Annotated in this window: 19 protein-coding genes, 2 tRNA genes, 1 rRNA gene, 1 pseudogene and 1 riboswitch; of the genes and pseudogenes, 10 read left to right on the top strand and 13 right to left on the bottom strand. The window is 46.2% G+C overall.

Annotated elements, in window-relative coordinates:
* The 5 genes from OTK50_RS18095 to OTK50_RS18075 all read right to left on the bottom strand — a co-directional run.
* Positions 1-124, bottom strand: a 16S ribosomal RNA gene (locus tag OTK50_RS18095); the annotation flags it as partial.
* 98 nt (positions 125-222) lie between these two features.
* Positions 223-296: transfer RNA gene (locus OTK50_RS18090), tRNA-Gly, on the bottom strand.
* Between the two features lie 8 nt (positions 297-304).
* A tRNA-Arg gene (locus tag OTK50_RS18085) sits at positions 305-381 on the bottom strand.
* Positions 382-682: 301 nt separating this feature from the next.
* The gene (locus OTK50_RS18080; RefSeq protein ID WP_100001262.1) at positions 683-2,101 is read right to left on the bottom strand and encodes a sugar porter family MFS transporter; all 1,419 of its coding nucleotides are present in this window, start codon (positions 2,099-2,101) and stop codon (positions 683-685) included.
* A 427-nt stretch (positions 2,102-2,528) separates the two neighbouring features.
* Entirely contained in the window at positions 2,529-3,530 is a 1,002-nt protein-coding gene (locus OTK50_RS18075; RefSeq protein ID WP_100001260.1) for an NADPH:quinone oxidoreductase family protein, read from the bottom strand.
* A 127-nt stretch (positions 3,531-3,657) separates the two neighbouring features.
* Between OTK50_RS18075 and OTK50_RS18070 the strand changes: the two genes are divergently transcribed.
* The 6 genes from OTK50_RS18070 (at position 3,658) to OTK50_RS18045 (ending at position 8,306) form a co-directional block, all read left to right on the top strand.
* On the top strand, positions 3,658-4,125 hold the full coding sequence (locus OTK50_RS18070) for an SRPBCC family protein (RefSeq protein ID WP_015239285.1): 468 nt from the start codon (positions 3,658-3,660) through the stop codon (positions 4,123-4,125).
* Positions 4,126-4,236: 111 nt separating this feature from the next.
* The gene (locus OTK50_RS18065; RefSeq protein ID WP_007409292.1) at positions 4,237-5,091 is read left to right on the top strand and encodes a manganese catalase family protein; all 855 of its coding nucleotides are present in this window, start codon (positions 4,237-4,239) and stop codon (positions 5,089-5,091) included.
* Between the two features lie 238 nt (positions 5,092-5,329).
* On the top strand, positions 5,330-6,892 hold the full coding sequence (locus tag OTK50_RS18060) for an APC family permease (protein ID WP_007409293.1): 1,563 nt from the start codon (positions 5,330-5,332) through the stop codon (positions 6,890-6,892).
* A 116-nt stretch (positions 6,893-7,008) separates the two neighbouring features.
* Positions 7,009-7,590: a TetR family transcriptional regulator gene (locus OTK50_RS18055; protein WP_007409294.1), complete on the top strand. Its 582-nt coding sequence runs from the start codon at positions 7,009-7,011 to the stop codon at positions 7,588-7,590.
* Positions 7,591-7,662: 72 nt separating this feature from the next.
* On the top strand, positions 7,663-7,992 hold the full coding sequence (locus OTK50_RS18050; protein ID WP_003156023.1) for a DMT family transporter: 330 nt from the start codon (positions 7,663-7,665) through the stop codon (positions 7,990-7,992).
* On the top strand, positions 7,992-8,306 hold the full coding sequence (locus OTK50_RS18045; RefSeq protein WP_032866740.1) for a DMT family transporter: 315 nt from the start codon (positions 7,992-7,994) through the stop codon (positions 8,304-8,306). The genes OTK50_RS18050 and OTK50_RS18045 overlap by 1 nt, the downstream gene beginning before the upstream one ends.
* 58 nt (positions 8,307-8,364) lie before the next feature.
* On the opposite strand, the gene OTK50_RS18040 is transcribed toward OTK50_RS18045, so the two are convergent.
* The 3 genes from OTK50_RS18040 to OTK50_RS18030 form a co-directional block, all read right to left on the bottom strand.
* A complete protein-coding gene (locus tag OTK50_RS18040; RefSeq protein ID WP_012116961.1) occupies positions 8,365-9,579 on the bottom strand; it encodes a CynX/NimT family MFS transporter in 1,215 nt (404 codons plus the stop codon).
* The gene (locus tag OTK50_RS18035; protein WP_100001257.1) at positions 9,569-10,255 is read right to left on the bottom strand and encodes a FadR/GntR family transcriptional regulator; all 687 of its coding nucleotides are present in this window, start codon (positions 10,253-10,255) and stop codon (positions 9,569-9,571) included. Before OTK50_RS18035 ends, OTK50_RS18040 begins: the two co-directional genes overlap by 11 nt.
* Before the next feature lie 121 nt (positions 10,256-10,376).
* Positions 10,377-11,093 carry a GntR family transcriptional regulator gene (locus OTK50_RS18030; RefSeq protein WP_007409298.1) on the bottom strand — a complete coding sequence of 239 codons (717 nt, stop codon included), beginning with the start codon at positions 11,091-11,093 and terminating at the stop codon, positions 10,377-10,379.
* Positions 11,094-11,270: 177 nt separating this feature from the next.
* Positions 11,271-11,370, top strand: a riboswitch (purine riboswitch).
* Between the two features lie 54 nt (positions 11,371-11,424).
* Between OTK50_RS18030 and OTK50_RS18025 the strand changes: the two genes are divergently transcribed.
* On the top strand, positions 11,425-12,585 hold the full coding sequence (locus tag OTK50_RS18025) for an MFS transporter (RefSeq protein ID WP_007409299.1): 1,161 nt from the start codon (positions 11,425-11,427) through the stop codon (positions 12,583-12,585).
* 51 nt (positions 12,586-12,636) lie between these two features.
* Here the strand turns inward: OTK50_RS18025 and OTK50_RS18020 are convergent, their stop codons facing one another.
* The gene (locus OTK50_RS18020; protein ID WP_007409300.1) at positions 12,637-13,203 is read right to left on the bottom strand and encodes a YdhK family protein; all 567 of its coding nucleotides are present in this window, start codon (positions 13,201-13,203) and stop codon (positions 12,637-12,639) included.
* Positions 13,204-13,399: 196 nt separating this feature from the next.
* On the opposite strand from OTK50_RS18020, the gene OTK50_RS18015 reads away from it, so the two are divergent.
* A complete protein-coding gene (locus tag OTK50_RS18015; protein WP_015239280.1) occupies positions 13,400-13,573 on the top strand; it encodes a hypothetical protein in 174 nt (57 codons plus the stop codon).
* A gap of 52 nt (positions 13,574-13,625) precedes the next feature.
* Here the strand turns inward: OTK50_RS18015 and OTK50_RS18010 are convergent, their stop codons facing one another.
* Positions 13,626-14,984: a serine hydrolase gene (locus tag OTK50_RS18010; protein ID WP_100001255.1), complete on the bottom strand. Its 1,359-nt coding sequence runs from the start codon at positions 14,982-14,984 to the stop codon at positions 13,626-13,628.
* Positions 14,985-15,120: 136 nt separating this feature from the next.
* Positions 15,121-15,390, bottom strand: coding sequence for a hypothetical protein (locus OTK50_RS18005; protein ID WP_007409303.1), 270 nt, complete (start codon positions 15,388-15,390; stop codon positions 15,121-15,123).
* A gap of 231 nt (positions 15,391-15,621) precedes the next feature.
* On the opposite strand from OTK50_RS18005, the gene OTK50_RS18000 reads away from it, so the two are divergent.
* Positions 15,622-15,876 (top strand): hypothetical protein, encoded by a 255-nt coding sequence (locus tag OTK50_RS18000; RefSeq protein WP_007409304.1) that lies wholly within the window; start codon positions 15,622-15,624, stop codon positions 15,874-15,876.
* Positions 15,877-15,933: 57 nt separating this feature from the next.
* Here the strand turns inward: OTK50_RS18000 and OTK50_RS17995 are convergent, their stop codons facing one another.
* Both OTK50_RS17995 and OTK50_RS17990 read right to left on the bottom strand, forming a co-directional pair.
* On the bottom strand, positions 15,934-17,127 hold the full coding sequence (locus OTK50_RS17995) for a macrolide family glycosyltransferase (RefSeq protein ID WP_007409305.1): 1,194 nt from the start codon (positions 17,125-17,127) through the stop codon (positions 15,934-15,936).
* A gap of 141 nt (positions 17,128-17,268) precedes the next feature.
* Complete coding sequence (locus tag OTK50_RS17990; RefSeq protein ID WP_020955411.1) at positions 17,269-17,955, bottom strand: GntR family transcriptional regulator; 687 nt, start codon at positions 17,953-17,955, stop codon at positions 17,269-17,271.
* Positions 17,956-18,131: 176 nt separating this feature from the next.
* On the opposite strand from OTK50_RS17990, the pseudogene OTK50_RS17985 reads away from it, so the two are divergent.
* Positions 18,132-19,191: pseudogene (locus tag OTK50_RS17985) on the top strand (tartrate dehydrogenase).
* Positions 19,192-19,208 lie beyond the last annotated feature (17 nt).

Here is a 19,208-nt window from a genome sequence, read left to right as displayed (position 1 = left end):
CCCACGTGTTACTCACCCGTCCGCCGCTAACATCAGGGAGCAAGCTCCCATCTGTCCGCTCGACTTGCATGTATTAGGCACGCCGCCAGCGTTCGTCCTGAGCCAGGATCAAACTCTCCGATAAAGTAGTTTGACTGACTACGCACATCACTGTGCGATTTATTTAAAACTTTGAATTAACAGGTACGTTTTGTCTTGTTTAGTTTTCAAAGATCATTATAATGGAGCGGGTGATGAGAATCGAACTCACGACATCAGCTTGGAAGGCTGAGGTTTTACCACTAAACTACACCCGCGTTTGAATTGGCGCGCCCGAGAGGAGTCGAACCCCTAACCTTTTGATCCGTAGTCAAACGCTCTATCCAATTGAGCTACGGGCGCTTATCAGGCGACTTAACTATCATACTACCAATCAGTTATGATGTCAAGTGTTTTTTTATTTCTTTTAAAATCTTTTTCTCGACCTCATTTATTATACACGCTTTTGAGAATTTGTAAAGTCTTTTTTTAAAAGATCATTTTCTCATTTGTCGTTATCGCTTTGTTCATCAGCGACGTTTAATAATATACCATGCACTTTAAATTAGGTCAACACTTTTACGAAACTTTTTTCTCACTTATTATTCCCTTCTATATAATAAATAAAAAAGCAGGATTCCTAGGAACCCCGCATCTATCCAGATTACCCGCTCACCTTGGCTTCTGCGCTATTACGATCTGTTTTTTCATAAGCACGGAAGTTTTGTTCAAGCTGTTCGAGCGACAGACCTTTCGTTTCCGGAAGGAACCTTTTCACAAATATAACGGACGCTATCCCTAACAGGACAAAAATGAAGAAGGTTGCAGACAATCCGATGTTTGCGAGCAGGACCGGAAAAGTGAAACCAACAAGGAAGTTCACGATCCAGAGGCAGAAGACAGTGACCCCCATACCAAGTCCCCGCAATCGAAGCGGGAATATCTCCGACAGCATCAGCCAGGTCACCGGAGAGACAGCCCCCTGCTGAAACGCAAGGAAAGTGACTGTTAATGAAAGAACCACATAAGGAAGAGCAGGCGATCCTTTCAGCACGACAGACAGAACTCCGATCAAAAGCAGCACCGCAGTCGTTCCGATCAGCCCCGTCATCAGCATCGGGCGGCGGCCGACTTTGCCGAGAAGCCATATTCCTACAAAAGTCGCGAGCACCGAAATCACACCGTTAGCGATATTGCCGATTAATGCGGCTTTTGTCTCGAAACCAGCATCTTTTAAAATTTGAGTTCCATAATACATAATTGAATTCACGCCGGTGAGCTGCTGCACTACCGCAATTCCGATCCCGATAAACACAATGCGGCGCACCCACGGAACGGCAAGATCCTTAAAGGCGGCCTGCTCCATCTCAGCTTCCTTATGAAAGGCAGATTCAATTTCAGCGAGCTCAGACTTCGCTTTCTCTTCACTCCTTATTCGCCGGAGAACGTGCAGAGCATCTTCTTTTCTTCCTTTAGAAACCAGCCAGCGCGGACTTTCAGGAACTTTCAGCATACCGAAAAACAAGAATACCGCCGGAAGGGCCGCGATAACGAGCATATAGCGCCAGGCGTGAGAGGTATCACCAAGCACATTGCCGATGATAGCATTACACGTGAAGGCAAGCAGCTGGCCTGTTACAATCATCAATTCATTTTGGGTAACCATTCTCCCTCGGCTTTCCGCCGGCGACATTTCAGCCAAATACGCCGGAACGGTTACGGATGCTCCCCCGACGGCAAGCCCCAGCAGAAAACGGGAGATGATCATAACAGATACGTTAGGCGCCAGTGTACATCCAAGCGTCGCTGCAAAGAACAAAACGGCAAGGATAAGGATATTTTTACGTCTGCCGTTATAGTCCGACAATCTCCCTCCGAAAACTGCTCCGATCGCAGCCCCCAAGAGCAGGGAGCTCGCCACCATCCCTTCAGTCAAAGCGGTAAGATTAAGCTGGTCAGCTTCCGCCATAAACGGCAGCGCCCCATTAATTACACCTGTATCGTAGCCGAAAAGTAGACCCCCGAACGTCGATACTAAAATGATGGTTCTCAAGAATGAATGCTGGCTGCTATTTTTATTCATCTTCAAATCCTCCTAGTTTTTACACAGAGATAATATCGGAATATTCAGTTATCAATATTTGCACCCATAACGTCTGCATACAAGTTCTGACCGTCCAAAACAGTTATATAAGAAGAAAATAATTTGAAAGCGTTATCATTTATAGTGATTATCCACTTTCCCCTCTCGTTAAATTGTTATTTTATAGTTACTTTGTAGTGAAGTTATAATGATATTATTGGCATTTATGTTATTATCATAATTTTAAAAGCGCTTTCAGTCAATAAATATTTCAGAAAATTTTATAAATTACCTTTATATTACCTATATGTAATCAATTTATGTTTTTAATCAACTCATTTTCACTATATGATCAATAGTTAATCTCTTTTAGATAAAAATTGATTATATATTGAAAACCCCCAATCAGCAGTTGGGGGTTTTTGATTTATTCTTCGTTTATTGTAACGATCGTTCTTCCTCTCGCTTCTCCTTTTAAAAGAGCAGGAAGCGTATCCGGCAGCTCTTCAAGTGTAATTTCCTTTTGAATAAAGGCCTCCAGATCTGCAGGCTTGAAGTCATCAGCTAAACGCTGCCATGTTTTCTTTCTTGTCTCCATCGGACAGAATACGGAATCGATTCCCAAGAGACTGACGCCGCGCAATATAAACGGAAAGACTGTAGCCGGGAGTTTCGTTCCCGCTGTCAGTCCGCTCACAGCAACTGATCCGCCGTACTGAATCTGGCTGAGAACTGAAGCAAGCGGCTCACCTCCGACCGGATCGACGGCCGCTGCCCATTTTTGTTTTTGCATTGGTTTTAACGTGCCGTTATACACTTCGTCACGGTGAATGACCGTCTTTGCTCCGAGGCTCTTCAAATAGCCGCTTTCGTTTTCTTTTCCCGTACTGGCCTCGACCTCGTAACCTAAGGTTGAAAGAATGGAGACAGCAAAGCTTCCGACGCCGCCTGTCGCTCCTGTCACCAGCACCTTCCCTTTTTCAGGAGCGGCATGGTTTTCTTCAAGACGCTGGACGGACAATGCGGCAGTGAAGCCGGCGGTTCCGATCGTCATGGCTTCTTTAAGTGTCAGACCTTCAGGCAGCGGCACGATCCAATCTGCCGGAATGCGGGCCATCCCGCTATAACCGCCAAAACGGGAAACACCTATGCCGTAGCTTGTCGCAATGACTTTATCCCCCTCTTTGAAACGGGCGTCATCTGAGGAAACGACAATTCCCGCTAAATCAATTCCCGGCACGAAAGGATACGACGTTACGATCTTGCCGTCAGGAATGGCAGCCAAGCTGTCTTTATAATTCACCCCTGAGTAGCAAACCTTAATCAGCACTTCACCCTCGGGAAGGTCCTGAACCGCCAGCTCCCGTACGCTGACTGAAAACCGGTCTTCACGTTGATCGACTACTAACGCTTTAAATTGATCTGTCATCACTACGTCTCCTTAAAATGAATTAAATGGCTTTGGAAAAGCATAAAATAAGTTTGATTTGTTTTCAAATGTCCTGCCTCGTGTAGTATGATCAAAAGTAAAAACAGCGAAAGAGTGGTTACGCATCATGTCTGATAAACAAAACAAAGATAACAAAAACAACAGCAGCAGCAATCAGCCATTACCGGACATTATTCATACCGCCGTTTTCAATGCGCCGATACAAGTTGTCTGGGATACGGTCTCCACTGCGGACGGCCTGTCTCTCTGGTTTATGCCGAATGATTTCACACCTCAAGAAGACAGTGAGTTTCAGCTGGAATCTCCGTTCGGTCCGTCTCCGTGCAAGCTGCTGGATATTGAAGCGCCGTACCGCCTTTCTTTTTCGTGGGATACGGAAGGCTGGATCGTTTCTTTTGTCTTAAAGGAAACAGAAAGCGGAGATACGGAATTCACTCTCATTCACGGCGGATGGAAAGAGCCGGAATCCGTCATCAATAAAGTCAATCGGAAAAGCTCCGAGATTCACAGTACGATGGATCAAGGATGGAACGGGCTTGTCAACACGAAACTTCGCGGGGCTGTTGAGGCTTAACACAGAAGGACGGACACGCTTTCCGTCCTTTTTTTGATGCCGATACATAAAAACTGACTTTGCAAAGACACTAACAGAAGAACCGAAAACTTCTTTCAGGGGGCGCTGTTTATGTATTATTACAAAGAAGAGCTGATCAATATCATTAAACCGGACAAGCCGGACCCGGCCGCGGCCAAGGTGCTTCAGGAAATTTTAGGCGGGCACTACGGAGAAATGCGGACGATGATGCAATACTTTTTCCAAAGCTCTAATTTCAGAGGAAAAGAAAAACAGTTCCGTGACCTGCTTCGCGGTGTATTTTTAGAAGAGATCGCACACGTTGAGCTTGTCCAGCATACGATTAATGCGCTGCTCGACGAAAGCGGCGCTGAGGGCCCCGGAAATCAGGCAGCAGATCAGGCGCCGCTTGACGAAGCAGTTAAACACGCCAATCCGCACCATTTTATCATCGGAGCGCAAAGTTCTCTTCCTGTAGACGCCGGCGGCAATCCATGGAACGGGTCTTGGGTATACAACCACGGGAATCTGATTTCCGATTTATTGGACAATGTCGTGCTGGAATCAACCGGCGTGCTGCAAAAGACGCGCATTTATGAAATGAGTTCAAATCAGACGTTCAGAGAAACACTCGGTTTTCTGATCGTCCGTGACAACGCCCATCAAAATGCATTTACAAAAGCGTTGGAAACACTGGGTGTCGAATGGGGCAAATTATTTCCCGTGCCGAATTATGATATTGAAAAATACCCGGAATGCCGGAAATTCGTTGAGATGGGTTATCATAATACTCAATTTAATTTCAGACTGGATCCGACACGGATCGGAGAAATTCTGCAGGGAACGACGCCGAGCCGAAACGGCGGCGAATTAAGTGTGTCCGAGCCTCCTAAAGGTTTCCCCGTGCCGGAACTTCCTGAGCTTCCGAATGAGCACAGCCCCGGACTGAAAGATATGAACTTGTAACAAAAAAACGCCTGTTTCGGGCGTTTTTTGTTTTTCTGAATATGAGGTTTGAATGTGTTTAAAACGGGGAATATAAGCCGGGAGATCTTGCCATACGGCCGTTATTATAATGTGAGCACATTGCTGTACATACTTCGTTTCGAAAGTTGTCCTAATTTTCCAGCCGGCCGGCTGGGTATGTTTGAATGATAATGGGAATTATGTAAAGAGAACAATGTCTTTTCTAAGGAGGCAGCGAATGTCTAAGCAAGGAAACTTCCAGAAAACTATGTCACTTTTTGATCTTATTTTAATCGGCATGGGAGCCATATTCGGTTCGGCATGGCTGTTTGCCGTCAGTAACGTCGCCTCTAAAGCGGGTCCATCAGGCGTTTTTTCCTGGCTGATCGGCGGGGGAATCATCTTATTGATCGGCTTGGTTTATGCGGAACTGGGCGCCGCGCTGCCGCGGACCGGGGGAATTATCCGGTATCCCGTATATTCACACGGACACCTCGTCGGATATTTAATTTCCTTTGTCACCATTGTGGCATACACGAGCCTTATTTCTATAGAAGTCACGGCAGTCCGCCAATACGTGGCGTATTGGTTTCCCGGTTTGACCGTAAAAGGCTCTGATTCTCCGACAATTGCCGGGTGGATATTGCAATTTGCGCTGCTCTGCCTGTTCTTCCTCCTCAATTACTGGAGTGTCAAAACCTTTGCGAAAGCAAACTTCATTATTTCGATTTTTAAATATGTCGTACCGATTACGGTAATTGTGGTACTGATTTTTCATTTTCACCCGGGCAATATGACCGTTCACGGATTCGCGCCTTTTGGCTTCACCGGAATTCAGGCCGCGATTTCCACAGGCGGCGTCATGTTTGCATACCTTGGGCTGCATCCGATTGTGGCTGTCGCGAGTGAAGTGCAGAATCCGAAGCGGAACATTCCGATCGCATTGATTGTCTGTATTATCGTTTCTACTATTATTTACACCGTGCTGCAGCTCACTTTTATCGGGGCGATCCCGGCGGATACCCTGAAGCACGGATGGCCGGCTATCGGGACTGAATTCTCCCTTCCGTTCAAAGATATCGCCGTTTTGCTCGGTTTGGGGTGGCTGGCGACATTGGTCATTTTAGATGCGATTTTATCACCGGGCGGTAACGGAAATATCTTTATGAATACGACTTCACGTCTCGTCTATGCCTGGGCCAGAAACGGAACATTATTCAGCATTTTTTCTAAAGTCAATAAAGAAACCGGGACACCGCGTGCCTCCCTTTGGCTTTCGTTCGGTCTGGCTGTTTTTTGGACGCTTCCGTTCCCTTCTTGGAACGCTCTTGTCAACGTATGCTCCGTCGCATTGATTCTGTCTTATGCGATTGCGCCGATTTCTTCTGCGGCGCTGAGAGTCAACGCGAAGAATATTAACAGACCGTTTTATTTAAAAGGGATGAGCATCATCGGGCCGCTGTCGTTTATTTTTACCTCTTATATTGTATATTGGTCCGGATGGCGCACCGTATCCTGGCTTCTCGGTTCTCAAATTGTCATGTTTCTGATCTATCTCTGTTTCAGTAAATATGCTCCCAAAGATGATGTCAGCATACGGCAGCAGCTGAAATCAGCATGGTGGATCGTCGGCTTTTATGTCATGATGCTGATTTTCTCCTATCTCGGCTCGTTCGGCCACGGATTGGGCATTATCAGCAATCCGCTTGACCTGATTCTGATCGCCATCGGTTCGCTCGGTATTTATTACTGGGCAAAATATACGGGACTGCCGAAGGCTATGATCGACAGTGATAAATGACGAATGCCGGAAAGAAGTATGGTCTTCTTTCCGGTATTTTTATTTTAAGGGATGACAAAAAAGAGAACATGCGATAAAATGAATGACAGTCATTCATAAAAGGAGGAACCCCTCTATTGGCAAAACAAAGCTCGGGAAAATACGAAAAGATCCTGCAAGCCGCGATTGAAGTCATTTCTGAAAAAGGATTAGACAAAGCATCCATTTCAGAAATCGTCAAAAAAGCCGGAACGGCCCAAGGTACGTTTTATTTATATTTTTCTTCTAAAAACGCACTGATATCCGCGATTGCAGAAAACCTGCTCGACACTACGCTGGACAGAATAAAAGGGAAAACGGACGGTTCTGAAGATTTTTGGACGTTGCTGGACATTTTGGTAGATGAGACATTTCACATCACCCGGCTTCATAAAGATATTATCGTTCTCTGTTATTCCGGTCTTGCCATCGATCATTCAATGGAGAAATGGGAAGCCATTTATCAGCCTTATTATTCCTGGCTGGAAGGCGTGATCAATACGGCCATTGAACAGGGTGAGGTCCACAGCGGCATTCATGTCAGATGGACGGCCAGAACGATTATCAACGTTGTCGAGAACGCGGCTGAACGGTTTTATATCGGCTGTGAACAGGATGTCGATCTCGAAGTATATAAAAAAGAAATATTCAGCTTTCTCAAAAGAAGCTTGCAGAAATGATTGGCAGAGACCGATCATTTTTGACCGCCCTAAAAATGACTGACATTCATTCATAACTGAGGTGACTGTATCATGTATTGGCTGCTTGTATTGATAGCCGGACTGTTAGAAGTAGTTTGGGCGTCCGCCCTGAAGCATGCGGATTCGCTCTTTGATTGGATTGGTATTTTCCTTCTGATTGCCGTCAGCTTTCTGATGCTGATCCGCTCTTATAAAAAAATTCCGATGGCTGCCGCATATACCGTTTTTGTCGGAATAGGCACCGTCGGCACATATGTAACGGGCGTCATTTTAGGCGAATCGTTTTCAATCGGGCAAATATTCTTTTTGGCTTTGCTGTTGTCCGGCATTTTAGGAATGAAGGTATTTACGAAAGAAACTGAAACAAGGGGTGAACATTAATGGCATGGCTGCTGTTATTTATTGCCGGAGCGGAGGAAGTTGTAGCGGCCGTTGCCATGAAACATATTGACGGTTTTAAAAAAAAGTGGCCGCTGATTGTCATGGTAACAGGCTTTATACTTTCATTCTTTTGTCTTTCCGGAGCGATGCAGGTTCTTCCCACAGGTGTCGCGTATGCGGCTTGGACCGGCATGGGAAGCATCGGCGTTTCGGCCGTGGGCATACTTTGGTTTAAAGAAAAATTCAATCTGTCACAATTGGTGTCTCTGGGGCTTATCCTCATCGGTGTCATCGGCTTAAAACTGACAACGTAACGGCCTGAGACAGCTTTTTAAATAAAAAACAAAGGACCCTAAGCGGGCCCTTTGTTTTTTATGCTGTTTTGATCTGTTCCGCTTTTCCCGCTCCGACTCCGAAAATGAAGATCAGAACGGAGACTGCGATCAGCATGAATAACGGAACCGTCCAGCCGTGCGTGATGTCATGCAGCAAACCGAATACGAGCGGCCCGAACGCGGCAAGCAGGTATCCGAATGACTGGGCCATGCCGGAAAGCGCCGCGGCTTCATGAACATGCCGGGTCCGCAGGCTGAAGAACATCATCGCCAAGCTGAACGCACAGCCTCCCGCAATTCCGATTAAAATGACCCATAGCGGAGTGAGAGCCGGGCTTCCGAAAAGAACGCCGGCAATGCCGATAAGGAAAAATAAAGCCGTCAGTCCGGCGAGTGCGCGCTGATTTTTCATTTTAGCGGCAGCGATCGGCACGATAAAAGTAATCGGCAGGACTGAGAATTGCATTAATGAAAGCATCCATCCCGCCTTACTTGAGCTGAGTCCATTCTGCTGAAGAATTTCCGGCAGCCAAGCGATGACGGTGTAAAAAATAAGGGATTGCAGCCCCATGAACATCGTCACCTTCCAAGCAAGCGGAGACCGCAGCAGACTGCTTTTCTTCTCTCCGTTTGTCCCAGTCGTGCGGACGGGCAGTTCGCGTCCTCGCATTTGCGGAATCCACATGACAAACGCAATGAAAGAAAGGATAGCCCAGCAGCCGAGCGCGCCTTTCCAGCCTAACCCCGCTGAAGAGGCGATCGGCACGCTGATGCCGGATGCAATCGCGCCGCACAGATTCATAGAAACCGAGTAGACGCCGGTCATGATGCCTAAATTTCCGGGAAACTTATGTTTAATGAGACTCGGCAGCAGGACGTTGCATACGGCGATCGACAATCCCAACAGGATCGTTCCGAAAAAGAGAGTGCCGATTCCGGCGATGGAGCGCAGCAGAGTTCCGGCTGTCAGGACAATTAATGATGACAGTAACACAATCTCGGTCCCGAAGCGCCGGGACAATAAAGGAACAAACGGCGACAGACATGCAAAGGCCAAAAGCGGCACTGTCGTAATGGTGCCGGCAGCCGCATTGGTCATGCCGAGGCTGTCCCGAATTGAGGAAACGAGCGGCCCGACCGATGTCAGAGGCGCTCTGAGGTTGGCCCCTATCAATATGACTCCGATGACCAGCAATATCAGTTTTTTACGCTGACTTGCTTGCAGAATTTGATGTTCGTCTTTAATTTTCATGTTCATCCTCCATGCGTATTGTATCTTTAAATACTGTGATGTATTGGTTGACGGCCTCCATGGCCTGATCCGGTTTCTGTCCGATAATCGCGGCGGCAAGCTGGGTGTGGATCCGTATAGCAGGGGTGATTTCCAACAGGTTATGGACTGACGCACAAAGCGCCTCCGTCATATGCTCGTAAAGATCAGAAAGCATGTTGTTATGGGCCGCCTGTACAATGGTTTTGTGCAGTTTAATGTCAGCCTCGGCATACCGTTTTCGATCTTCATTTTGCAAGGCCGCTTCACATTCATCCAAGCATGCCTTCAGTGCTTTCAGGTCTTCGTCATTACGCCTTTCCGCCGCCAATCGCGCAGCTTCTCTTTCGAGTGCGTATCTGACTTCTAATGTTTCAAGCAAATTTGATTTTTTAATATGGCGGTAAAATGCCGCGCCGAGAACACTGGATGAGCTGACATACGTACCGCTCCCCTGCCTTGTCTGAAGCAGGCCGGCATGTACGAGCGCCCGAATGGCCTCACGCAATGTGTTTCGGCTCACATCAAATTGCTTCATTAAATCCAGCTCAGGGGGAATGCGCGTCCCGACCGGCCATTTATCCGATTGAATTAACGATTCAATTTGCGTCACCACTTGTTCTACGAGTGACAGTCTGCTTGTTTTGGATATCTCCATCAAAACACCTCTGAAATTTGTAGGATGATTCTATCATTGGGTAATATAACATAAAAAAAGCGAAGATGTAAATCAGCGGCAACAAAAAAAGAGTGAGTTTTTCTCTCACTCTTCGGCGCTTTTATGAACGTTTTATATTGACTGAGGTCACGACAAACTTGTCATGACGGTGGCGGGAAAATGAATATTCAAAGGGAGTGCCGTTGTCCAAAAAGCCTACATGCTCGACTTCAAGTATCGGGTCATCCGGCCGGCAGCCGAGATATTGCTGATCCATATCATCCGACTTGCACGCTCTGATTTTTCTGTGTGAGCCTGCGATTTTGAGCTGGAGTTCCCGCGTAATATGATCGTAGATGGAATGGTTGAGCACCTCGTCATTAATGCCGGGTATAAGGCTCGCCGGCATGTACGTTTTTTCAAGAACGTACGGTTCGCCTTCAACAATTCTGAGCCTCACTACATAATAGACGGGAGTCTTTTCATCAATGGCCAAATGTGCGGCGACATCTTGAGACGGAAACTGCACTTCAAACCGGATGACCTTGCTCTTGATATTTTTTCCTTTTAACAAATTGCTCAGGCCGAGAATTTCGTTGCTGACTACGTGAACGTGCTCATCCTGCATGGCTGATTGAATGATAAACGTGCCGTGCCCTCTTTTTCTGAAAAGCATTCCTTCAGCCGCAAGTGTATCAAGCGCCCGCTTCATCGTCATCCGGCTGCACCCGAACTCCGCAGCGAGCGTCTTTTCATCCGGGATCGGCTGATCTATGTCATATACACTGCTTTTAATCCTCTTTCTCATTTCGTTGGCGATTTTTTCGTACTTATTCATCGGTTTCCTCCGGCTGTATAATGTTTGATCTGTATAGACTCCTTACGGTTATCATAAATTTTTTTCCCTGCTTCATCAATGACGTTACAGCCGCCGATATTGAAATTGAAAGGATTTCCTCGAATTTTCTATGGAATCTCCCTCACTATTATGGTAGAATTTTTTGCAGTAACGGACACAACCGAATATTGCATACATTGTATAACCTCAATGATATGGTTTGAGGGTGTCTACCAGGAACCGTAAAATCCTGATTACAAAAATTGTCCCGTACACTTTTTGTAATCAGGATTTTTTATTTTCTAAAAAATAAAAAAAGGAGTATCTGTACATGAATTTCAAAGTATTTCTGCTTGCAGCATCTACCATCGCAGTCGGATTGGTTGAATTAATTGTGGGCGGTATTCTTCCGCAAATCGCTTCCGACTTAGATATATCCATCGTCAGCGCGGGGCAGCTGATCAGCGTGTTTGCGCTCGGTTACGCGGTATCCGGCCCGCTGCTTTTGGCGGTGACGGCAAAGGCTGAACGAAAGCGGCTTTATTTAATCGCACTGTTTATTTTCTTCCTAAGTAATCTGGTGGCTTATTTCAGTCCCAATTTCGCCGTACTTATGGTGTCACGGGTTCTCGCTTCCATGAGCACAGGGCTGATTGTCGTCCTTTCTTTAACGATTGCTCCTAAAATCGTGGCGCCTGAATACAGAGCGCGGGCGATCGGCATCATTTTCATGGGGTTCAGCTCCGCAATCGCTTTAGGCGTGCCTGTCGGCATTATCATCAGCAATGCCTTCGGATGGCGCGTTCTGTTCTTGGGAATCGGCGTATTATCTCTCGTTTCCATGCTGATTATCAGCGTCTTTTTTGAAAAAATACCTGCTGAAAAAATGATTCCGTTTCGTGAGCAGATCAAGACGATCGGGACCGCCAAAATTGCCAGCGCACATCTTGTCACCTTGTTTACATTGGCGGGGCATTACACACTCTATGCCTACTTTGCGCCTTTTTTGGAAAGAACGCTTCATTTGAGTTCCGTTTGGGTCAGTGTATGCTACTTTTTGTTCGGTCTGTCAGCGGTATGCGGCGGCCCGTTCGGAGGCTGGCTGTATGACCGTTTAGGAGCATTTAAAAGCATCATGCTTGTGACCGTTTCTTTCGCTCTGATCCTGTTTATTCTTCCGCTGACAACGGTTTCTTTAATCATTTTCCTGCCTGCGATGGTGATCTGGGGATTGCTCAGCTGGAGCCTTGCGCCGGCGCAGCAAAGCTATTTAATCAAAATTGCGCCTGAGTCTTCCGATATTCAGCAAAGCTTCAACACGTCCGCTTTGCAGATCGGCATCGCGCTCGGGTCAGCCATCGGCGGCGGCGTGATCGGACAAACCGGTTCTGTCACAGCAACAGCCTGGTGCGGCGGTTTGATTGTCATTATCGCTGTCGCGTTAGCTGTATTCTCTTTAACGAGACCCGCTTTGAAAAGAAAATCCGCATAAATGTGAGACCGCAAAAAAGCCAAAGGAGTTCCTTCGGCTTTTGCGGTCTTTTTATTTTGCGGCAGCAAGCTCGTCTTCTGTCACCCATTTATGATTGGTTACTTTTTGGCCGCCGTCAGTCGGTGTATAGTCGACCATATACACGGTTGTCTTTTTGGCTGAATCAATAACGGCTTCGGCGCCCTTCATGCCTTTCATATGGGATGCCTCGATCACGGCCTTGTCACCCGGTTTTAACGTTTTATCACCGGCGCCCTTCAGCTCTTCCTGAATGACCCATTTATGATCTTCGACGCGCTTTCCTCCCGTTTCCGGAGTGTACGACACACTGTAAACCGTTGTATCATAAGCACCTTTTACGGTTCCTTGCGCATTTTTCATGCCTTTCATATGAGAAGCTAAAATCATGACATCACTGCCGACCTTATAAGTCGGATTTTCTGCCTTCTTTAAACCTTTCGGCACCTCGGATGAACCCGAGTGATTCATGTCTTCGTGAGAGTGCGTTTCTTTGTCTTTCGCTTTTTCGCTTCCTCCTGAAGATTGGCTGTTGCATCCGGCAAGCGCCAGAACGGGGATCAGGAGAAACATGCTGAATAAAAATAGTCTCGCTTTCATTTCAAGAACTCCTTTGCCTTTTTGATTTTTCACTTTCCCTTTCGTTTCTTCAGTAAAACAAAAAGATGGCCTGTCATTTCTCCTAATTCTTCAAATCTCTCTTTATTGCCTTTCATCAGGTGAAATTGTTCACAAAATGTACACATTAATGGAGATGCAGTATAATTCAATTATCAGATAATAGGGGGAACTCATCATGAAAACGAAGGTTTTTGCGGTGGTATTGGGCGCTGTTTTAATGATTGCGGGGTTGGTTTTGGCAGAGGTTTCGCTTTATATGGAATACATCACAATGCTCGGAGCTATGATTTTTTCTTCTATATTTATGTCAGAGCCGAAAAGAAAATTTCGCGTCATCAAAAGGGTTTGACTTTTCTATTACCGCCGTCTTCGCAGGACGGCGGTTTTGTTTTGCATGTCACTCAGTCTATCCGCACAGCCGTTTCTTCTGTGCCGTCCTGATATAAAACGAAATGCGGGGCTGTTTGTGCTTTATCACCTGCAAATTCAATTTCAAGCGGCAGCGCCCTGACAAAATAACGGGTTTCCGTCATTGGGAATAATTCGAATGGAGTCTGCCCGTCTATTGTAAGATACAATCGGTTTTCTTTTACCGCCACCGATGCATGTGTGTCATCCTGAAATGAGTAATTGCCGGTAAATCTGCTGTAAATCGCAGGATCGATATCTGCTTTTTTCTGATCTGCCGGACGTTTCGGAATCACGTATGGCTGATCAAATAAGATGTTTACAGCCGCGGCAATTACAGCTTGTTCAAATTGATACGATTGTTCCATATTGCTGAGATAAATCAATGTTTTATTCTGGTCAATATATCGGATCATCAGAGTTGAATAGCCCGGCCAGCCTCCGTCGTGACTGATAACCTTCCCTTTTTGGGGGCTGTTTTGAATCATCCAGCCAAATCCGTATCCGAATTGCTCTTCTTCATTCCAATAGCCCGGTGTAAACGCTTGATCTTTAGACTCTTTGCCGATGATTTCTTCCGTATAAAGAGCTTGATCAAACAGATATAAATCTCTAATAGCGGAGTTAACGGTTCCGTCACCTTTGATTCCGTCAAGAAAGACGACATAATCAGTTTCCTCAAGTTCATCCGGCAGCACATATTCTCCGGAATGAACATCATACACATAGCCATATGCATAGTTCGGAATGTTTTCTTTACTCAGCCTTCTGTTATAAATCCGCGTATCGTGCATACGAAGCGGATGAAATACGGCTTGTTTCATAAATTCAGCAAAACTCATGCCTGTTACAATTTCTATAATAACCGCTAACACCACATACCCCGTATTACTGTAAAGCCACTCCTTGCCCGGCGGGAAATAAGCATCCGGCTTATGCTGCTTGAGCATATTGATCACATCTTGATTAACGGCAATTCTGTCCCGGTCCCAATGTGTTAAGAACAACTCCATATAGTCCGGCAATCCTGACGTATGATGGAGTAAATGCCGAATGGTAATGCCCGGATAAGGAAAATCAGGAAGCCACCGCTCTATCATATCGTCATAACGCAGCTTCCCTTGCTGCTCTAAAATGATAACGCCCAAAGCTGTAAACGGCTTCGATACTGAGGCCAATTCAAAGACCGATTGGTCATTCAGCATCCTCTTTGTTTTCAGTTCTGCAGCGCCGAATGAACCCTGGTATAAGATGCGGCCGTTTTCCGCTGCCAATACAGCGCCGTTTATTTCATGTCTTTCGTCTAAAGTGCTGAAAAGCTGTTCAAACGCTTGTTTTTTCTTTTCGTTCATTTCACGAACCTCCATATACAAGCTGATTTACCCTTTTATACGAACGGCCGCTTTAGAAGTTTCAATATTTTCCCTTTCCGGAACACCAGTCAGTATACTGCCGTTCAGGCAGCCGCGGAGGTTTGATGAATGTCTTTTATTCACACAATACTGTGCAGGCTTCGAATTCAACATGCTTCTCGTCTTTATTTGCACCGGCAATTTCCATGGTCGAAAACATCGCGCAGACGACGGCTTTGTATTCGTTCATGACGGTTTGAATTTCAATCAGGAACCGTTCAGATGAAGCCGCGTATTCCGTTACGTACTCTTTCATTTTGCCGATAATATCATCTGCCTGACGGCTGAAGCCGGCCGCCTCCAAGTCACTCTCAAACTGGTTTTTGTTGATCATATGAATATGCATTTTTTAAAGGCTCCTTTCAGCAGCATTTTGTGGTTATATCTACTGTAAAGGACAGACTTGGATAAACTTTTAATAAAATATGAACAAAATATGAATTGGCTCATCGGCCTGACCGGCGGGCTTTCGGCTGTGCTCCGTTTCATTTGGACTACATGAAATAATGACTTCTTTACTCTGTTAAAAACAGCTCATATATGATCTAATACCAGTAAAATGTTTAGGAGGCGGCCTATGTCAGCAGCAGGAAATCGGCAAAAATTTTGGGTCATGGCGATGCTTATAGCGGTCTTCACCGTGTTCGTTTTCTCTTTTTCTGAGAATCATTCACAAAAGAACTGGCACACAGCGGTTGACCAGGCGTCAGTGAATGTCTTCGGCCAGCAGATCTTTGAAAAAGACCGTCTGGCAAAAACACTCGACGCACGTGAGGCAGAATCTCTTCTGACTCTTGTGAAACTTGCAAATGCAGAACATCACATCATCTAAAAGCCATTATAAAAAGCCTGTTTCCCTTTGACAGAGGAAACAGGCTTTTTCCATGTATTATTGAGCATGTTTTTGTTCAATAAACCGGTCGATCCGGGCGAGAACATCCTTCATGTCCGTACATTCTTTAAAGCTTTCATTAATGGCTTGAATGCCTTGTTTGTATTTTCCGTTATGCAGCACTTCTTCCGCGGCAAGCTTTACCTTTTCAGCGCTCACTTCATCTTTTTGCACGGTATAGCCTGCATCCAATTCAGTCAGGCGGCGCGCAACCATCGGCTGGTCTTTATCGTGCGGGATGACGACCAGCGGCACTTGATAATGAATGCCTTCATTTACACTGTTCATTCCGCCATGCGTGACAAACACGTCGGCCTGCTCCAGCACTTCAAGCTGCGGCACGTACGGGGCGATGATAAAGTTTTCCGGCGCCTGTTTGATTTTCGACAGATCGGCTTTTTCCCCGGCGGCAATGACTACTTTTCCTTCAAAATCTGAGAACGCGTCTATGCACAGATTGAAAAACGCTTCCGTGTCCCCGAGCACCGTTCCCATTGAGATATAAATGACTTTTTCATTCTTTAATGCGTCAATCGGGAAGTCGACGCGCCCTTTTCTCTTCGGAAAACTCGGACCGATAAATAAATACTCATCTCCGAATGTCTCACTTTCGGGCTGAAAATATCTGCTTGTATAGACGACGTTCAATTCACCTGTGTTGTTCATAAATTGAACCATGCTGTCAGGGGCGACACCGTATTTGTCTTTCATCTCGGCCAACAGCTCTTCACATTCCCTGTCCGGCTGAAACGGCACGCCCGATTCCGGGTGGAGCGGCAGTATTTTCAGACGGTCTTCATTGAACAGGAAGGATGCTGAAGAAGAGATGCCGGGAATGTTGAGATAGTCCCGCACCAGCTCTCCCGCACCGAATTTATCATAATAGACGGCGTCGAATTGAATGTCCTCTGCCAGCCGCTGCACAATATGTAAAATCTCCAGTGACGTTTTGATATGAACCTTTAAAAATGCAAGTATGCCGGACGGACTGCCGGGATCAATGGGTGTCATTCTGAGCAGATCGCTGTGAAGATGAACTTTCGCCCCTACTCCTTCCAGTCTGCTTTTGTATTTTTCCGTTGAGATATAATGAACGTGATCGCCCCGTTCGCTGAAGGCCTTTGTCATACCCAATGTCGGGTTTACGTGTCCTTCTGCGGGAAAATTGATCATCAGAATATGTTTCGCCATTTTTCAATCTCCTTTGCCTTTTTTGCGTCTCTTCCATATCCATCATAAATGACGCGGAAAAAATCATGCAAGGAACATCCGTCAGGTCTTTATGACGGTTCGATGACATCGGCAAAAAAAAGACAAGGCATTTCGCCTTGTCTATCGTGATGATTCGTCTGTTTCTTCCGCTCTCAGCACGCCTTTCAGATGTTCTTCATCATGCTTGAGATGCTCCGTCATATATTGCACGGCTTTTGTTTTGTCGCCCTTTTTTATTTCTTCAAAGACTTTCCGGTGCTCATGCAGAATAACCTCCGCACGTTCATCGCCTTTAAAATTAAGAACTCTGCAAAAATGAATCAGCACATTGACATGCTCAAGCAGCATGGCCAGCCGGCTGTTGCGGCTGAAATCCACAAGGAGCCGATGAAACGACTCGTTTAAGGAAATAATCTCAGTCTCTTTGACGCCTTTATTGATGGCTTCTTCCGTCTCCCGCAGCTGTTTTTCAATGAGGTCAATTTCACTCTCAGCCGCTTCATCAATAACCAGTTCGACCGCCAGTGATTCAAGTGACATTCTGATTTTATAAATCTCTTCAACATCCTTAACGGACAAAGAATAAATGACAAAGCCGTTTCGATCGTCTGCCGTCAGAAGCCCGTCCTTTTCAAGGAGCCGCATGGCTTCTCTGACCGGCGACCGGCTGACTCCGAAATCCTTGGCCAGCTGAGTCTCATTCAGCCGTTCACCCGGTTTAAAAATCCCGTCAAATATCATTTTTTTCAATTGGGAATAAAATTGCAGATAATACGGGATTGGCTTATCTAATTTAAAATTATCCATCTTTCCTACCTCTTCATACAATTTAGGCCTTATTGTTACCAAGATCATATAACAGTTTATCTATGGAAGCAACATTCCCGGGCTTGTCAGCATATCGGAGGTGCCGTAATATGGAAGTATAGTTGGTCGAGGGTATTCCGTAAACCGAAAACAATTCATTCGGAGGTGACGGAAACATGAAAACATACAAGATTGCCAGCATACCGGGGGACGGTGTGGGGAAAGAGGCAGTTCCGCAAGCGGAGCGGGTGTTGAACGCGATCGCCGAATTACATGGAGGCATTGCCTTTGATTTCACTTCTTTTCCGCGGAGCTGCGAGTATTATTTGGAGCACGGGACTATGATACCGGATGATGGATGAGAAAGGTTACAGCACTTTGATGCTTTGTTTTTGGGAGCGGCGGGGAATCAAAAACTCGTCCCCGATCATGTTTCGCTGTGGGGGGCTGCTCATCAAGATACGCCGGGAATTTGAACAGGTGATTAATGTGCGGCCGGCAAAACTCCTGCCGGGAATCACTTCTCCCCTCGTTAACCCGAAGGATTTTGATCTGATAGTCGTCCGCGAAAACAGTGAGGGCGAGTACAGCTCTGTCGGCGGCAGAATCAATCAGGGTGAGGACGAAATCGCCATACAAAACGCGGTCTTTTCCCGACGGGGTACGGACAGAGTGATGCGGTATGCTTTCGAACTGGCGGCAAGTCGGCGGAAACACGTCACAAGCGCGACGAAATCAAACGGTATTGTTCACTCGATGCCGTTCTGGGATGACATCTTTAAAGAGGTCAGCCGTGAGTACGCCGGGATTGAGACGGATTCCCAGCACATCGATGCACTGGCGGCCTTCTTTGTCACGCAGCCGGAACGCTTCGATGTCATTGTCGCTTCAAATCTGTTCGGAGATGTGCTGACAGATATCGGCGCGGCGATTATGGGAAGCATCGGAATCGCTCCCGCAGCCAACATCAATGTAAACGGCAAATATCCTTCCATGTTTGAGCCTGTTCACGGCTCCGCCCCGGATATTGTCGGAAAAGGAATTGCCAATCCTATAGGCCAAATATGGACGGCGAAATTAATGCTCGATTCATTCCGAGAAGAGGAACTGGGCCATCTCCTCTTACAATCTATTGAAACGGTCACAAACAGCGGCATTCTGACTCCTGATGTCGGCGGAAAACATTCAACGGAAGATGTCACTTCCGCTATTATTTCTCAAATCAAGAACAGATAATACGAAAAAAACCGCGG

The organism is Bacillus sp. NEAU-CP5, assembly GCF_026420705.1.
GTDB classification, from domain to species: domain Bacteria; phylum Bacillota; class Bacilli; order Bacillales; family Bacillaceae; genus Bacillus; species Bacillus velezensis.
The sequence above is the reverse complement of the archived record's forward strand: the minus strand, read 5'-3'. Positions and strand labels throughout refer to the sequence as shown.

Coding starts and splice junctions, on each gene's coding strand:
- OTK50_RS18080 (WP_100001262.1), bottom strand. CDS start 2,101: ATGAATAAAAATAGCAGCCAGCATTCATTCTTGAGAACCATCATTTTA.
- OTK50_RS18075 (WP_100001260.1), bottom strand. CDS start 3,530: ATGACAGATCAATTTAAAGCGTTAGTAGTCGATCAACGTGAAGACCGG.
- OTK50_RS18070 (WP_015239285.1), top strand. CDS start 3,658: ATGTCTGATAAACAAAACAAAGATAACAAAAACAACAGCAGCAGCAAT.
- OTK50_RS18065 (WP_007409292.1), top strand. CDS start 4,237: ATGTATTATTACAAAGAAGAGCTGATCAATATCATTAAACCGGACAAG.
- OTK50_RS18060 (WP_007409293.1), top strand. CDS start 5,330: ATGTCTAAGCAAGGAAACTTCCAGAAAACTATGTCACTTTTTGATCTT.
- OTK50_RS18050 (WP_003156023.1), top strand. CDS start 7,663: ATGTATTGGCTGCTTGTATTGATAGCCGGACTGTTAGAAGTAGTTTGG.
- OTK50_RS18045 (WP_032866740.1), top strand. CDS start 7,992: ATGGCATGGCTGCTGTTATTTATTGCCGGAGCGGAGGAAGTTGTAGCG.
- OTK50_RS18040 (WP_012116961.1), bottom strand. CDS start 9,579: ATGAAAATTAAAGACGAACATCAAATTCTGCAAGCAAGTCAGCGTAAA.
- OTK50_RS18035 (WP_100001257.1), bottom strand. CDS start 10,255: ATGGAGATATCCAAAACAAGCAGACTGTCACTCGTAGAACAAGTGGTG.
- OTK50_RS18030 (WP_007409298.1), bottom strand. CDS start 11,093: ATGAATAAGTACGAAAAAATCGCCAACGAAATGAGAAAGAGGATTAAA.
- OTK50_RS18025 (WP_007409299.1), top strand. CDS start 11,425: ATGAATTTCAAAGTATTTCTGCTTGCAGCATCTACCATCGCAGTCGGA.
- OTK50_RS18020 (WP_007409300.1), bottom strand. CDS start 13,203: ATGAAAGCGAGACTATTTTTATTCAGCATGTTTCTCCTGATCCCCGTT.
- OTK50_RS18015 (WP_015239280.1), top strand. CDS start 13,400: ATGAAAACGAAGGTTTTTGCGGTGGTATTGGGCGCTGTTTTAATGATT.
- OTK50_RS18010 (WP_100001255.1), bottom strand. CDS start 14,984: ATGAACGAAAAGAAAAAACAAGCGTTTGAACAGCTTTTCAGCACTTTA.
- OTK50_RS18005 (WP_007409303.1), bottom strand. CDS start 15,390: ATGCATATTCATATGATCAACAAAAACCAGTTTGAGAGTGACTTGGAG.
- OTK50_RS18000 (WP_007409304.1), top strand. CDS start 15,622: ATGTCAGCAGCAGGAAATCGGCAAAAATTTTGGGTCATGGCGATGCTT.
- OTK50_RS17995 (WP_007409305.1), bottom strand. CDS start 17,127: ATGGCGAAACATATTCTGATGATCAATTTTCCCGCAGAAGGACACGTA.
- OTK50_RS17990 (WP_020955411.1), bottom strand. CDS start 17,955: ATGGATAATTTTAAATTAGATAAGCCAATCCCGTATTATCTGCAATTT.